The organism is Ruegeria sp. HKCCA6837 (assembly GCF_013034475.1).
Taxonomy (GTDB): Bacteria; Pseudomonadota; Alphaproteobacteria; order Rhodobacterales; family Rhodobacteraceae; genus Ruegeria.
On the sequence record NZ_WQGD01000010.1, the window covers coordinates 99,319 to 114,894 of the forward strand.

The 15,576-nt window shown below is 57.4% G+C and carries 14 protein-coding genes; 4 read left to right on the forward strand and 10 right to left on the reverse strand.

The window, feature by feature from the left end; genetic code table 11:
• Positions 1–38: 38 nt before the first annotated feature.
• The 3 genes from GOV91_RS14760 to GOV91_RS14770 all read right to left on the reverse strand — a co-directional run bounded on the left by GOV91_RS14760 (position 39) and on the right by GOV91_RS14770 (position 5,584).
• Positions 39–2,951 (reverse strand): DNA translocase FtsK, encoded by a 2,913-nt coding sequence (locus GOV91_RS14760; RefSeq protein ID WP_171236071.1) that lies wholly within the window; start codon positions 2,949–2,951, stop codon positions 39–41.
• 14 nt (positions 2,952–2,965) lie between these two features.
• Entirely contained in the window at positions 2,966–4,147 is a 1,182-nt protein-coding gene (locus tag GOV91_RS14765) for an aminotransferase class I/II-fold pyridoxal phosphate-dependent enzyme (RefSeq protein WP_171236072.1), read from the reverse strand.
• 108 nt (positions 4,148–4,255) lie between these two features.
• A complete protein-coding gene (locus GOV91_RS14770) occupies positions 4,256–5,584 on the reverse strand; it encodes an amidase (RefSeq protein WP_171236073.1) in 1,329 nt (442 codons plus the stop codon).
• 52 nt (positions 5,585–5,636) lie between these two features.
• On the opposite strand from GOV91_RS14770, the gene GOV91_RS14775 reads away from it, so the two are divergent.
• Positions 5,637–6,899, forward strand: a complete 1,263-nt coding sequence (locus GOV91_RS14775; RefSeq protein WP_254440685.1) for an FAD-dependent monooxygenase — start codon at positions 5,637–5,639, stop codon at positions 6,897–6,899.
• Here GOV91_RS14775 and GOV91_RS14780 read toward each other — a convergent pair.
• The 4 genes from GOV91_RS14780 to GOV91_RS14795 all read right to left on the reverse strand — a co-directional run bounded on the left by GOV91_RS14780 (position 6,896) and on the right by GOV91_RS14795 (position 9,525).
• Positions 6,896–7,081 carry a Trm112 family protein gene (locus tag GOV91_RS14780; protein ID WP_171180252.1) on the reverse strand — a complete coding sequence of 62 codons (186 nt, stop codon included), beginning with the start codon at positions 7,079–7,081 and terminating at the stop codon, positions 6,896–6,898. The two genes, GOV91_RS14775 and GOV91_RS14780, sit on opposite strands and share 4 nt — an antisense overlap.
• Positions 7,078–7,719, reverse strand: coding sequence for an LON peptidase substrate-binding domain-containing protein (locus GOV91_RS14785; protein WP_171236074.1), 642 nt, complete (start codon positions 7,717–7,719; stop codon positions 7,078–7,080). Before GOV91_RS14785 ends, GOV91_RS14780 begins: the two co-directional genes overlap by 4 nt.
• A 27-nt stretch (positions 7,720–7,746) precedes the next feature.
• A complete protein-coding gene (gene trxA / locus GOV91_RS14790; protein WP_171236075.1) occupies positions 7,747–8,661 on the reverse strand; it encodes a thioredoxin in 915 nt (304 codons plus the stop codon).
• 75 nt (positions 8,662–8,736) lie between these two features.
• Entirely contained in the window at positions 8,737–9,525 is a 789-nt protein-coding gene (locus GOV91_RS14795; RefSeq protein WP_171236076.1) for an exodeoxyribonuclease III, read from the reverse strand.
• A gap of 221 nt (positions 9,526–9,746) precedes the next feature.
• Between GOV91_RS14795 and gntH the strand changes: the two genes are divergently transcribed.
• The gene (gntH, locus tag GOV91_RS14800) at positions 9,747–11,093 is read left to right on the forward strand and encodes a guanitoxin biosynthesis MBL fold metallo-hydrolase GntH (RefSeq protein WP_171236077.1); all 1,347 of its coding nucleotides are present in this window, start codon (positions 9,747–9,749) and stop codon (positions 11,091–11,093) included.
• Positions 11,094–11,327: 234 nt separating this feature from the next.
• Here the strand turns inward: gntH and GOV91_RS14805 are convergent, their stop codons facing one another.
• A complete protein-coding gene (locus GOV91_RS14805; protein ID WP_171096035.1) occupies positions 11,328–12,014 on the reverse strand; it encodes a response regulator transcription factor in 687 nt (228 codons plus the stop codon).
• 162 nt (positions 12,015–12,176) lie between these two features.
• Here GOV91_RS14805 and ribA point away from each other — a divergent pair, with 162 nt between their 5' ends.
• Together ribA and GOV91_RS14815 are read left to right on the forward strand one after the other, a co-directional pair.
• A complete protein-coding gene (gene ribA, locus GOV91_RS14810) occupies positions 12,177–13,268 on the forward strand; it encodes a GTP cyclohydrolase II (RefSeq protein ID WP_171236078.1) in 1,092 nt (363 codons plus the stop codon).
• Positions 13,265–13,765, forward strand: coding sequence for a L,D-transpeptidase (locus GOV91_RS14815; RefSeq protein ID WP_171180275.1), 501 nt, complete (start codon positions 13,265–13,267; stop codon positions 13,763–13,765). Before ribA ends, GOV91_RS14815 begins: the two co-directional genes overlap by 4 nt.
• On the opposite strand, the gene GOV91_RS14820 is transcribed toward GOV91_RS14815, so the two are convergent.
• On the reverse strand, positions 13,749–14,408 hold the full coding sequence (locus GOV91_RS14820) for a YggS family pyridoxal phosphate-dependent enzyme (protein WP_171236079.1): 660 nt from the start codon (positions 14,406–14,408) through the stop codon (positions 13,749–13,751). The genes GOV91_RS14815 and GOV91_RS14820 overlap by 17 nt on opposite strands.
• A gap of 101 nt (positions 14,409–14,509) precedes the next feature.
• On the reverse strand, positions 14,510–15,532 hold the full coding sequence (locus tag GOV91_RS14825; RefSeq protein ID WP_171236080.1) for a porin: 1,023 nt from the start codon (positions 15,530–15,532) through the stop codon (positions 14,510–14,512).
• Between the last annotated feature and the right edge of the window lie 44 nt (positions 15,533–15,576).

Genomic DNA, 15,576 nt, shown 5'->3' on the forward strand with positions numbered 1-15,576 from the left:
CCGTACAGATAGGCCTTCTGCCCTTGTTATTAAATATCTTACTGTTCAGGGACGAGGATTTCGCGTTTACCGACATGATTTGCCGCAGAAACAACGCTTTCGTCCTCCATCTGCTCAACGAGCCGGGCAGCCTTGTTGTAGCCAATGGCAAGTTTCCGCTGGATATACGAGGTCGAGCATTTGCGATCCTTGATCACAATCGCCACTGCCTGATCGTACAGAGCATCCTCACCGTTGGTGTTGCCACCGGTATTCAGACCCAGAACGGCGTCGATGTTTTCTGCCTTTTCCTCGGCCGGGCCATCGACCACGCCGCTCATGTAATCGGGCGGGCCAAACTGCTTCAGGTGGTTGACGATTTCCTCGACCTCCTCGTCAGACACAAAAGGACCGTGGCAGCGGGTGATCTTGGCGCCACCCGCCATATACAGCATATCGCCTTGCCCCAGAAGTTGTTCGGCACCCATCTCGCCCAAGATTGTGCGGCTATCAACTTTCGAGGTCACCTGGAACGAAATTCGCGTTGGGAAGTTCGCCTTGATCGTGCCGGTAATCACGTCAACCGACGGACGCTGCGTGGCCATGATAAGGTGAATGCCCGAGGCCCGCGCCATCTGCGCCAGACGCTGGATGCAGGCTTCGATTTCCTTGCCTGCGACCATCATCAGGTCGGCCATTTCGTCGACGATCACAACGATATAAGGCATCGCCTCGGGGGCGAATTCTTCGGTTTCAAAGGTCGGCTCGCCGGTCTCATCATCAAACCCGGTCTGCACCGTGCGGCTGAACATTTCGCCTTTGTCCAACGCGTCCTTCACTCGGCCATTGTAGCCCGCGATGTTGCGGACGCCCATTTTGGACATCTTGCGATAGCGGTCTTCCATCTCACCCACGACCCATTTCAAGGCTACGACCGCCTTTTTCGGATCGGTGACGACAGGGGACAGCAGATGCGGGATGCCATCATACACCGACAATTCCAGCATCTTCGGGTCGATCATGATCAGGCGGCATTCATCCGGCGACAGTTTGTACAGAAGCGACAGGATCATGGTGTTGATCGCCACCGACTTACCCGAGCCGGTCGTACCTGCGATCAGCAGGTGAGGCATCTTGGCAAGGTTGGCCACAACGGATTCACCACCGATGTCCTTGCCCAGCGCCAGCGGCAGTGCATGATTGCCATCGCCAAAATCACGGCTGGCAAGGATTTCGCGCAGCACCACCATCTCACGGTTTTCGTTCGGCAGTTCGATGCCGATGACCGAACGGCCCGGCAAGGTCGAAACCCGTGCCGACAGCGCCGACATGGAACGCGCAATGTCATCGGCCAGACCAATCACACGGCTGGCCTTCAGGCCCGGTGCCGGTTCCAGTTCGTACATGGTGACAACGGGACCGGGGCGCACGCTGACGATCTCGCCCTTGACGCCGTAGTCATCCAAAACGTTTTCCAGCATCCGCGCGTTTTCTTCCAACGCCTCATCACTCAGATGATGGCGCTGAATGCTGGCCGGGTTCGACAACAGCCCAAGCGGGGGCAATTCGAAATCCGAATGCTTTTCCTCAAAAGACAACGCAGGTTGTGCCTCGGCCTGTGCACGGCGCGACGGCGGCGGTGCGCGGCGCACCGGTTGCGCGACCACAGGTTTGCGCGGTTCTGCCACAGGGATTTTCATCGCAGGGCGCGGCTGCGGCACGGGTTCCGCCATATCCTCAACAAGCGGTTCATCGTCCAGTTCGGGGTCCGGTGCATAATGGCCTTGGATCGCTTCGGGCGCATACTCGACCGGGGCCGGATCATGCCACTCGAGTGCGGCTCCTGCTGTCATCGGGGGTTCGGGCGGCAACCCGCTGACGGTTACCAATGGCTCGGCCGGCAATTCATCTGGCTGATGCGCATTCAGGATCAGCGGGTCTGGGCGACGGCCTCGACCTTTGGTCAAAGGCAGGTTCGGGTCCGGCTCGGGCGTCATCTCACCTGTTGCTACTTTGCGATTGCGCACAGCAGCCGAGATTTTTGAGCGGATGCGATCTTCGCCGGGCATTTCGTCAAAGCCCGCGATCGGTTCGGGATCGACCAACTCGGGCTCAGGCATCGGTTCCGGGCGGCGGATCAACGACGGCATACGCGCCAGCAGGCCGGTTTTGGGCGCAGGTTCGGGCTCTTCTTCCAGTTCTTCAAAGACGGGATCGCCGAAGGCGATGTCATCATTCAAAACAGGTTCCACCCGCGCGGCGCGGTGTTCTTTCCATTGCGCCTGTCGATCCCGTGCAGCCTGTGCAGTAGCCGAGGCGCCACGGCCCAGCAGATTCATCAGCAGGTCGTAGGCCATCACCAAACCCAAAAGGAACGCACGGAAGCCGCGTTTAACGTCGGCTTTGGTAAAGCCCAGAACAAAAATACCCAGCGCGATCATCCCGACCGCCATGGCCAGCGACATCAGTTTGACCAGAAAATGCGACGAGATCGGCAAAAGCGTCAGCAACGCGCCCATAACCGTGTCGCCGAACAGACCACCCAGACCATAGCTGTGCGTCGCGCGCCATTCGGCACCGGGAACAAGGGTCGCAGCGTAAACCGAGACAACGGCAATCCATATCGGGGCGAAAATCAACCGGGCAATGGCGCGGTCTTCACCGAAATGACCCGCAAAACGCATACCCCAGCCGATCAGAACAAGGGCAACACCCCAGCTTCCCCAGCCCACAATCATGAAAAGGGGCGCTGCGATCGATGCGCCTATACGCCCCATCCAGTTCTGCACCGGCGCGTCGGTCGAAACCATCCAGTTCGGATCATCGGGCGTGTAGGACCAAATCATTGCCGCCGCAGCCAAACCCAGCAGGATCAGGGCGATGCCGATCAGTTCCTTGCTGCGCCGCTCCAAGGCGGCTTGCGTGGTGCTGTCCAACAATGGATCGCGATTGCGCGCGTTATATGATGCCATTTTGCCCTCGTACCTCACGAATAGATGCAGTCGCGGAGTGTGATCAGACCACGCTGCAACTCTGTTTTTGGGGCCACTAATGCAACCCGGATAAAGCCTTTGCCCGGGTTGTTCCCCAGATCACCTTGTGAAAGATATGCGCCCGGCAGGACCCGAACCCCGGTGTCCTTCCAGACCTTCAATGCAGTGTCTTCGCCGTTGTCGACCGGCAGCCACAAGAAGAACCCGGCCTCAGGCGACATGTATCCCTGCACGCCCGCGAAGACTTCATCTGCGATGGCGTATTTTTCCTGATAGAGCGCGCGGTTTTCACGTACGTGTTCTTCATCTGCCCAGACCTTTGCCGCAGCGGCCTGCAAGGGCAGCGGCAAAGGCGACCCGGCGTAGGTGCGCAATTGCTTGACCTGTTTGATCGTCTCCGGCCCGCCCGCGATCAGCCCCGACCGCAACCCGGCCAGGTTCGAGCGTTTGGAGAGCGAGTTGAACAGCGTGATCCGTTCAGGATCAGCGCCCAGTTCTTGTGCGACGGTCAGAATACCTGTTGGGGCCGTGTCCCGGTAAATCTCGGAATAACATTCGTCGGCGAAGATGCGGAAATCATATTGCTCGGCCAAACGGATCAGTTCGGCCCAGTAATCACGCGAGGCTACGGCCCCCTGCGGGTTGGCAGGTGAACAGATATAGGCCACGGCGGTACGATTCAGCACCTCAGCCGGTAGACCGGCATAATCTGGCAGATGACCGGTTGCGGCGGTTGCAGGCACAAAATAGGGCTGCGCGCCTACCGAAAGCGAAGCGACCATATAGACCTGATAAAACGGATTCGGGCACAGGATGATCGGTTGCTGGCCGTTCTTTTGTTCCGGGCACAGCGCCATAGCGGCGTTGTAAAGCCCCTCACGGGTGCCGTTCAGCGCCATCACATTGGCATCCGGGTCCATCTGAACGCCATAGCGGCGATGAATCCAATCCGTGATCGCACCACGCAGGTCTTCCGAACCTTCGTTCGGCGGATAGCCCTGAAACCCAGAGGCGTTTTCCATTATGACATCTGTCACCCATGCCGGGAAATCATGCGTGGGTGCACCAATCGTCATGTGAACGACGTCACCGCCCGGCTGGTGATGATCCAACAGGGCGCGCAGACGCGGGAATGCATAAGCCGGTAGGTTCGAAAACCGCTCGGGGAAATCCATAATACTGCCTCAATATCGGGGTCATTTACGCCCCGTTTTTTTGGCAGATTACAGCCCGGGCCCCTCTTCGTCCAGACAAAGAGGTTCCGAATCAGGGGATTGTGGCATTCAGGCCAGTACCGCTTCTGCTGCTGAACCCAACCGCAAAAGGGCCTCTTCCGAGCCGGGATACCCCATCATCATCAACCCGCATCCGGGCGTTCCGGTTGGCAGAGTCAGCGCTGCCAGACCCATCAGATTGCCAATCCGCGTGTTGCGCAGGGCCAGCAGGTTTTCGGTCACGTAATACTCGTGGTCATTCATCAGTCGGTCCCGATTTGGCGGCAGATTGGGAACAGTTGGCGCAAGAACGGCATCGAACCCAGCGGTGGCGGCATCCCATGCCGCGCGACAAGCTTCCAGCTTCGACCACGCAGCGACGTAGTTCGGACCGGATACGTCTTTCCCAGCTCGGAACCGTTCCAGTATCGGGGGATACATTACATCAGGATTCGCCTCGATCACATCGCGCCACAGACCATACGATTCAGTGGTATCGACAACACTAGACAAGGACATTGCGTTGTTAAGTTCGGGAACCTCAAGAGGTATAACCTTTGCGCCCGCGTCTCGAAGTCGTTCCAAACCAACCTCATAAGCGACGCGCGGTGCATCGCGCAAATTGTCTTTAGCCACGTTCTGCAAATCCGCAAAACAGCGGCCCTTCAGGCTTGCACCTCGCAGATCGGCAGGCGTTCCGCCCTCAAGCAAAGCCAACATATGTGCAGCGTCTTCAACTGAGCGCGCCAACGGGCCCACCGTGTCAAACCGAAGGCGCAGAGGTACAACCCCTTCCAGACTTATCCGCCCGGCGGTGGTTTTTAGTCCAACCAGATTGTTCCAAGCCGATGGGATGCGCACCGACCCAGCAGTATCAGACCCGATACCCCCAGCTGCCAAACCCCATGCAACCGAAGCCGCCGCGCCTGAAGATGAACCGCCAGGCACGGCATCCTCATCGTCAATGCAGGGCGGCGTTTCGGTGATCGGGTTGAGGCCCAGGCCAGAGAAAGCCAGCTCGCTCATATGCGTTTTGCCCAGACAGACGGTGCCCATCTGAGTCGCATTGCGCAAAACAAGCGCATCCGCATCCGGCACACGATCCTTTAACAGCGCCGAACCCGCCTCGGTCACAGTGCCTGCCGTATCGAACAGGTCTTTCCAACTGATCGGAACGCCGTCCAGCAAGGACCGGCGCAGGCCCAGTTTGGCGCGTTGCTGGGCTGCTTCCGCCTCGGACCGGGCGCGGTCATGGGTGACGCGGGCATAGATGCGGTCCCGATGCGGATGAGAGTCGATGGCAGACAGGTAGGTTTCCGTCAGCTCAACCGGGTCAATCTGACCCATCCCAATGCCACGGCCCAAATCACACGCGGTCATGGTCAACCAATCCTGCATCTCACCCCTCCTGATTTTTCGGCTTTGGGTGACGGTAGCGACAGGACTGCACATGGACAATCCCGAAAGGGCGCGCATATTGCAGGGCATGACACAGGCATCTGACATACTGATTGTGGGCGGCGGGCTGAATGGCCCTGCTCTGGCGCTGGCACTGGCACAAACAGGTCACTCGGTCACGGTGATCGATGCGTTGGCTGAAAAGGTTCGCAAGAATGCCGCCTTTGACGGCCGTGCCTATGCGTTGGCTTTGGCGTCGCAACGCCTGCTGGATGCGATCGGTGTGTGGGATCGCGTTTCTGAACACGCTCAGCCAATGCTGGAAATCAAGGTTACAGATGGTCATGCCGGAACAGGGCCATCGCCGTTTTTCATGCATTTTGACCATGCCGAGATCGAAGAAGGACCGATGGGGTATATGGTCGAAGACCGCCATCTGCGCCGCGCTTTTCTGGGCGCGATGGCCGAAGAGCCGCGCATCACCCAGATAAGCGGCAAGACAGTTGTATCCCAACAGAGCGACGCCACCGGGGTGACCTTAACGTTGGACGATGGCACCACCGTGGGCGGTAGCCTGCTGGTTGGGTGCGATGGCCGCCGCAGTGGCACCGCGTCACGGGCGGGCATCAAACGCACCGGTTGGGATTATGGTCAGACCGCGCTGGTCTGTGCCATCGAACATGATCTGCCGCACAATGGCATTGCCCATCAGTTCTTCATGCCACCCGGTCCGCTTGCGATTCTGCCGCTGACCGGAAACCGCAGCTCTATCGTCTGGAGTGAGCGTACCGAGGCTGCGGCACGGATCAACGCCATGTCTGAAGAAGATTATCTGCAAGTGCTGCGCCCGCGTTTCGGCGATTTTCTGGGTGAGATCCGTCTGGCAGGCGACCGTTTCACATACCCGCTGAACCTGACCATTGCGAATTCCTTCATCGGCGACCGCATGGCACTGGTTGGGGACGCCGCCCACGGGATGCACCCCATTGCCGGTCAGGGCCTAAATGCCGGCCTGCGCGACGTCGGCGCATTGGCCGAGGTTTTGACTCTGGCCGGGCGGCGCGGCGAGGATATCGGCTCGGTCATGGTGCTAGAGCGCTATCAGGAATGGCGCCGCTTTGACACCGCCTCGCTTGCGATGGCGACGGATGTCTTCAACAAGCTGTTTTCCAACGATAACCCCCTGCTGCGCCTCGGGCGGGATATTGGCATGGGCATTGTCGGGTCATTGCCCGGATTGCGCCGTGGCTTCGTTCGTGAGGCCGCAGGATTGACCGGAGATCTGCCCAAGCTGTTGCAAGGGCGAGCTATCTAGTCGAGCTGCCGCGCCTCATCGATCAGCATGACCGGGATCCCGTTGCGGATGGGAAAGGCCAGCCCGGCAGCTTTGGACACCAGCTCTTGTTTTTCTGCGTCATAACGCAACGTTGTATGTGTCTGCGGGCAGATCAGCGCTTCGAGCATACGGCGGTCAAAAGCGTGGTCAGTGTCAGTCATTGCAGTTTTTCCTCATTTGATCCGCCGCGCATGGCGAATTCAATCAGCGTCACCAGCGTCTCGCGCCGGGTGCGCAGGCAGGGGGCCTCCAAAAGGGCTTGTTTTTCTTCGGGATCGAAATCCAAAAGCATAGACAATGAGTTCACCAGCAACTCGTCCTCTGCGTCTTTCATTGACTCCCAATCGGTCGACAATTGCCGGGACAAAAAGAAGCGCTCCAAAAGGGTCAGGAATTTTGGGCGATTGAACCCGTCGTCTTTCTCGGCCTTACCAAGATCGCGATCGAACCCGTCCCACGAGACAGCACACCGGCGATAGGGTGTGAACGCGTCCAACTCTGACAGAATGCGGAACCGGGACACACCGGTCAGCGTGATCAGATACCGGCCGTCTTCTGTTTCGGAAAACTGCGTCACCCGCCCCGCACAGCCAATACGGTGCAGCTTGTTCTCGTCGCTGACCGATGGGTTCGGCTGAACCATCGCGATCAGCCTTTCCTTGGTTTTCAGCGCATCGTCCAGCATCTGTAGATAGCGCGGCTCGAAGATGTGCAGAGGCAAAGGCGACCGGGGCAATAGCAGTGCCCCGGGCAATGGAAAAACGGATACCGTATCCGGCAAGTCGGCGGGATGAATCATGTACCCAATTCTAGCTCTGATCAGGGATTAGGCAAATATCATCGAGCTGAGTTTGCGGCGACCGTTCAGAACAATCGAATCATTGGGCTTGAGTGCATCAAAGATAGTAAAAAGCTGGGTTTTGGCCGCGCCGTCATTCCATTCGCGATCCCGGCGGAACAGCTCCAACAGTTGCGCCACTGCCTCTTCCACGTCGCCGTTCGCATGCAGGGCCTGGGCCAGATCGAACCGGGCTTGGTGGTTGTCAGGCTCAGCCTCAACAGCAGCCGTCAACTCGGCGACGGGGCCTGCATCTGCGGCCTGTTTGGCCAGCTCCAGCTGTGCATGAGCAGCCTCCAGCTCGGCGGATGTCGAGATCTCGGCAGGAGCGCCATTCAGAATCGCCTCGGCCTGTTCCAGATCGCCGGTTGCGATATGTGCCCGCACCAAACCGCCGTAGGCTGCTGCGTGGTTCGGGTCTTCACCCAGAATGGCCGCAAAAGTTTGCGCCGCGTCCGCAGCCGCACCTTCGGTCAGCATTTCCTCGGCGGCTTGCACCGCATCATCCAACTGGCCGCCCGGGCTTTCACCGCCAGCCGCTTCGATCACACGGTCGACAAACGCCTTGATCTCGGACCCTGGCAGCGCGCCCTGAAACCCATCGACCGGTTGGCCCTTGAAAAAGGCATAGACGGTTGGGATAGACTGAATCCGCATTTGCGAGGCGATCATCTGCGCCTCATCCACGTTGATCTTGACCATCTTCACCGCGCCTTTCGCGGCGGTAACAGCCTCTTCCAGCATCGGGCCCAACGTTTTGCACGGACCACACCAGGGTGCCCAGAAGTCAACAATTACCGGTGTTTCCTGCGAAGCTTCGACCACGTCGGCCATGAAAGTGGCCTCGCTCCCGTCTTTGATCAGATCGGTGGAGGGGGAATCTGCGCCGTTCAGAAGGTCCATGGCAATCACTCTTTCGTTCGAACTTGCGCCCTATATGCAATCGCTTGCCGCAGAAACCAAGGGCAGAGTTACATCTCAGACGTCAAACGTCGCAAAGACCGGAGCATGATCGCTGGGCTTTTCCCACCCGCGCGCGTCCCGCAGGATGCGGCTGGAGTGGCCCGCGTTGGAAATATCCGGCGTGGCCCAGACATGATCCAGCCGCCGCCCTTTATCCGCTGCATCCCAGTCGCGCGCCCGATAAGACCACCAGCTGTACAGCTGACCCTCAGGAATATCCTGTCGCGTAATGTCGACCCAACCACCTGCGTCCTGTGTTTCGGCTAGGTGCTCAACCTCGATCGGTGTGTGCGAGACAACCTTGAGCAGTTGTTTATGCGACCAGACATCATCTTCACGCGGGGCGATGTTCAGATCGCCGACCAGTATGGATTTCTCGGGCTTCTCCGCATGGAACCAGTCGCGCATGTCGGTGAGGTAGTCGAGCTTCTGGCCGAATTTCTCATTCACCTCCCGATCCGGCACGTCACCACCTGCCGGGACATAGAAGTTGTGGATGGTGACACCATTCTCCAACCGCCCGGCAATATGGCGGGCGTGGCCGAGACCGGCGAAGTCCTTGTCGCCCACCTCTTCCATCGGCAGGCGCGACAGGATCGCGACGCCGTTATAGCCCTTCTGACCGCGTGCAACCATGTGGGTATAGCCCAGCTCGGCAAACCCTTCGGTCGGGATCTTTTCGACAGGCGATTTACATTCCTGCAGGCACAAAACATCCGGCGCTTCTTCCTGCAACAATTTCAATACGATAGGCTCCCGAAGACGGACCGAGTTGATGTTCCAGGTGGCAAGGGTGAAGGGCATGGGGGATTCCTTTGTCGCGGTTGGGTGCAAGTTAACGCGACACTGCTATGGGTGCCATGAGAAAAGGGGATCAATGGCTTGGACCAACAAGCGACAGCCAAGCGGACGAGCCGATCGTTCGTAATCAAGCCGGATTTGTGATAAAGTCACGTAGTTAAGGGGCGTTCTGCAAGACGTGTTCATACTCACGACTTAAGCTTGAAATAACAGTGGGACGGGAAATGAAACCTAATTTCTCAAGTGTAGCCATTCTTGCCGCAATCACTTTCGGGGTGGGGTTTAGTGCATTGAGCGAAAGGCAAAATGTTCCCGTTACTTTTGTCCTAGGAAGTTTTGTTGAAGCGTTGGGCCCGAAAACAGCGTCTGCGCAGGAAACGGAAACCGAAGTTTCTCCGACAGCGGTTCGTGACCGCCCTCGGGATGTGTATTACCCCAACACCGAAGACCTACAACCAGACGAGATGCGCGTTGTAGCCTGCGGAACTGGGATGCCAACAACCCGAGCCGCTCAGGCTGCGGCTTGTTTTCTTGTGGAATTGGGCAACGGTGACAAGTTTCTTTTCGACATCGGTTCCGGCTCGGCCGAGCGGATCTCGTCACTTCAAATCCCTTACAACTATCTCGACAAAGTTTTCATTGGACACTTGCACACGGACCATTTCGGCGCACTGCACGACCTTTTTATTGGTGGCGCATTGATGGGTCGCAACGTGCCACTCCAGGTCTGGGGGCCCAGCGGCGCGACGCCGGAGTTAGGCACAGCATCCGCGCTTGACGGCATGATGCAGATGTTGGCGTGGGATATGGCCGGTCGCGCGGGGAACGTAGATTTCCGTGGCTACAAGATGGACGTGACCGAGTTTGACTACAAACTAGAGAACGAAGTCATCTACGAAGAGAACGGCGTCGTGATCCGGACGTTTCCGGCGATTCATGCCATTGATGGGTCGGTCAGCTATTCGCTTGAATGGAACGGCCTGAAGTTTGTGTATAGTTCTGACACGTATCCAAACAAATGGTTTGTAGACTACGCCAGAGACGCGGACCTTGTCATACACGAATGTTTTATTGCCGTGCCGGACCTCGTAAACAAGATGAAATTCTCGCCAGAGAGTGCGCTTTTGGTGGGTACTCAAGTACACACAGCGCCTGAAGCCTTCGGTAAAGTCATGGCTGAGGTTAAGCCGCGGATGGCGGTCGCTTATCACTTTTTCAATGACTTCGACACATCGACAGCGGTTTATGACCGAATCCGAAAAACGTATGACGGACCTTTAAGCTTGGCGGACGACTTCATGGTTTGGAATGTTACTAAAGATGACATCACCGTTCGTATGGCAGTAACCGAGGAACGCACTTGGGCGCCGCCGTTAGGCGCTCCAGCTGTACCACCAAGCCTTGATGATCGAGTAGCGTTTGCAGATGAAAGAGGTCTTGATCAGGACAAGCTGGGTTTCTCGGAGTTTACAGCCAGCGGCTTTTGGGATGTTGATGACGTTCTACGTCCAATCTTCGAAGAAGCCAGCGAGGCGCTTGGCAGAGACTTCCCTTATCCCGGCGACGAATAAAAGCGCTATCAATGATCGAAAACTCTATCACTCTGCTCGTTCTGGGCGGCTTCAATTCTTGTCCGCAATGCGCAACTCTGAGCCGATCTTGACTCGAAGATCACAAAAAAGCCGGGCCATTCGGCCCGGCAGTCCAACAGGGAGGTGCATGTCATGACCCGGACATGCGCGGGTTGGGAGTAACCTAATTATGACTTCACAGTATCACTTTGATCCACATCAATCCATAACGAGTTAAGACACCAGCCGATATCCACCGGATTCTGTGACCAAAAGGCGCGCATTGGACGGATCGGGCTCGATTTTCTGACGCAGACGGTAGATGTGGGTTTCCAGCGTGTGGGTTGTCACACCGGCGTTATAACCCCAGACCTCGTGCAGCAGAACATCCCGCGCCACGACGCCGTCGGTCGAGCGGTACAGGAACTTGAGAATGTTCGTTTCCTTCTCGGTCAGGCGAATTTTACGGTCATCTTCGGTGATCAACATCTTCATCGCCGGTTTGAACGTATAGGGACCAAGCACAAAGACCGCGTCTTCCGATTGTTCGTGCTGGCGCAGCTGGGCACGGATGCGGGCCAGAAGTACCGGGAATTTGAAAGGTTTGGAGACATAGTCATTCGCGCCAGCATCAAGACCCAGAATGGTATCAGCGTCGCTGTCATGGCCGGTCAGCATCAGGATGGGGCTTTTGACGCCTTGCTTGCGCATCAGGCGGCACAGCTCGCGCCCGTCAGTGTCGGGCAGGCCAACATCTAAAATGACCAGGTCATAGATCGCCTCACGCGCACGTTCCATCGCCGAGGTTCCGTCAGAGGCTTCGAACACATCGAAATCCTCGGTCATTACAAGTTGCTCGCTGAGAGCCTCGCGCAGATCCTCGTCATCGTCCACCAACAGGATTTTTTTGAGTTGTGCCATTTCCCGATCCTCCAAACGCTTTTCCATCACTTGCGCGCGAAAGATGCAATCAACAAGATTTGCTGCAACGGTCTCACGCCTTCGTGTCAGAGTTCGCAGAAATGTTTCACATTTCGTTCCGAAAGAGCTAGGAGAAGTGTTGTACGTAATAGGGTAACCTAGATGAGTCTCGCCCCCGATATTACTGAGTTGCTGGCCCGAGCACGGGCTGACTTGCGCATGGGTGTTCCCGTGGCACTGACCGACGACAGCGGTTATAGCGTGCTTGCAGTGTCGGCAGAGACGCTGAGCCCGCAGCGCCTGGCTGACCTGAAGGCATTAGGGACACCGGTTGTGGCGATAACCGGGCGTAGGGCCGAAACGCTCAAAGCGCGGGCCTATGACGGGGATTTGGCACGTGTTGTGGTGCCCGCAGATGCGGATATCACCTGGGTTCAGGCAGTGGCTGACCCTTCGGACGACCTGAATGCGCCGATGAAAGGCCCGCTGATGACCGAACGGCAAGGCAACGCCAATCTTCATCGTATCGCAATCGCGCTGGCAAAGTCCGCGCGCATCCTGCCAGTAGCCGTGGTTGTTTCCATCGAAGACGGCCGTTCGTTTGCTGCCACGCATGGCCTGACATGTATCGATCACACACGTGCCGCACCGCATCTGGCGGATCGTAGCGCATTGCACGAAGTGGTTGCCGCCCGATTGCCGATGGAAGTGTCAGAGGCCGGTCGTCTGCACGTTTTCCGGCCAGAAGATGGTGGCGAAGAACACTATGCCGTCGAAATTGGCCGCCCGGATCGGGATAAACCGGTTTTGGCCCGATTGCATTCTGCCTGCTTTACCGGCGACCTGATGGGCAGCCTGAAATGCGACTGCGGGCAGCAGTTGCGCGGAGCATTGGCACAGATGGGATCTGAAGGCGCTGGTGTCTTGCTTTATCTCAATCAGGAAGGCCGCGGCATCGGATTGGCCAACAAGATGCGGGCCTATTTCCTGCAGGATCAGGGGTTTGACACGGTCGAAGCAAACCACAGGCTGGGTTTTGAAGATGATGAACGCGATTTACGGCTGGGCTCGGACATTTTGAAGTCACTGGGCTTCAACTCGGTCAGGTTGTTGACCAACAACCCGGCCAAGATCGCAATGATGGAGCGGACAGGGATTGCCGTGACCGAACGCGTGCCCCTGAAAGTGGGTGAAACAGCGCATAACCGGGGCTATCTGGCGACAAAGGCTGCGAAGTCGGGGCATCTGCTTTGACCCCCAGTGACCTTGTACTGACTCCGCGCGGTATTCGGTTTCTGGGCAGAACCTTCCCTTGTTCCATTGGAAAAGGCGGTTTGAGCAAATCAAAGCGAGAAGGTGATGGCGCGACACCCACTGGGGCGCATCGGATTATCGGAATGCTTTACCGCGCAGACCGGATTGCACGACCGAATTACTGGGCGCGACCGATTGGCCCGCAGGATTTATGGTCGGATGACGTATCTGACAGCAACTACAACCACATGGTTGCTGCGCCATACGCCTTTAGTCACGAAAAACTTCGTCGATCCGACCCGCTTTATGATCTGGTTCTTTTGACAGACTGGAACTGGCCCAACGCCGTCCCCGGCGATGGATCAGCAATCTTCTTACACCAATGGCGCAGGCCGGGCTATCCAACCGAAGGATGCGTGGCTTTTCGTCGGGACCATTTGCACTGGATCGCGGGGCGCATTGCCTTGGGAACCCGCCTGATTATTCCTGAGGTTTGACGCGTTCGCCAAAAATGGCCGAGCCAACGCGGACATGGGTTGCACCCAAAGCGATAGCTTGCTCGAAATCGCCACTCATCCCCATCGACAATCCCTCCAGACCGTTGCGCGCGGCGATTTTGGCTAAAAGAGCGAAATGCAGCGTTGGCTCTTCGTCTACGGGAGGGATACACATTAATCCGCGTACCGGCAGATCCAATGCCGTGCACTCGGCGATAAACCCGTCAGCATCTGCGGGAAGTATACCGGCCTTTTGTTCCTCCTCACCTGTGTTGACCTGAATGAACAGATCCGGGCAAGATCCCATCTCTTGCGCCAATCGCGCCAGTGTCTTGGCCAGTTTAGGACGGTCCACCGAGTGGATCGCGTTGCACAGCTCCATCGCCTGCCGGGCTTTGTTGGTCTGCAACGGGCCAATGAGGTGCAGATCGACCCCATCGAACTGTTCTTTGAAGGCCGGCCATTTCCCGGCGGCTTCCTGTACCCGATTCTCGCCGAAACACCTGTGCCCCTGCTCCAGGACCGCCTGTACACGTTCATTCGGCTGAACTTTCGACACGGCGATGAGTTTAACAGAGCCTGTCGGACGCCCCGACCTGTCCTCGGCTTTGGCGATACGAGCGGTGATATCTTGCAGCGACATGGGATCCTCAATCTGTCTTTGGCGCAGAAAAACACCAAGTCGGCACAAAAGAAAAGGGCGAGTCCGAAGACCCGCCCTTAAACCTTACGGTTCAGATCAGCTTAGAAGTTGAACTGAGCACCGAAGTCAGCAACGATGGTCGAGTCTGCGCAGATGTCGCAGTCGTTTACACCGATACCACCGCGCAGCGATGCACCGCCACCCAGGTCGTAGATCGCACCGATTGCAACCTGCTGCAGGTCGGCATCAGCGTTACCGTCACCGTAGGTGAACAGCAGGGTGGTTGCAGCGCCCAGGTTGTAGGCTGCCGACAGACCCCATGCGGTGCCGTCAGTTGCTGCGATCTCGGTTGCGTCGTCTGCAACGAACAGAGTACCCGAGAAGTCACCGAATTCTGCACCCAGGGTCAGAACGGTCAGGCTCGGATCGCTTACACCGGAAATACCAGCGTCGGTCTGACCATAGGCCACAGCGGCGGTGATGTTGTTGAAGGTGTAGGTCGCGCTGATGTCCCAGCGGTCAGCGTCTTGCGGAGCACCGTTCACAGCAATTGTCGCTTGGTCGTACGACGCGCCGAAGGCGAAGTCGCCAACTGCGTACTGGAAGAACACGGCGTTCGCACCCGAACCGGTCGACGAGTAACCCAGGAAGCTGTAGTTAACACCCGAGTACTGGCCAGCGAACAGTTCCAGACCAACTTCGTTGCCGTAGTAGTTTGCAAGGTTGTCGAAGGCGCCTGCAACGTTGCCCGCGTCAACACGCAGACCGCCGTAGATGACCGAGAAGCGCGCGCCGTTCAGGCCGGCCGAGTTTGCTTCACCGGTGCTGCTGTCTTCGTCAGCTTGCAGACGAACACGACCTTCGAAGCGAACGCCACCGTCAGTTTCAACGATGCCGTCGATGTTCAGACGGAAACGCGAAACCAGGATTGCGTCGTCGGTGTCAACAACTGCGGTGTTGATGGTGGTGATCACGCCACCCGAAGTGGAGATGTTCGTAACGGCACCGATACGATCTTCAACGTAGCCAATACCAAAACGGCCGTAACCGCTGAAGTTAACTTCAGCTGCTGCAACGCCTGCGGTCGCAATCAGCGCCGTCGATGCGAAGAGAACTTTTTTCATCTTGTTTCCCTCGGTTTCAAAAAGAGTTATCTACTCGACACATG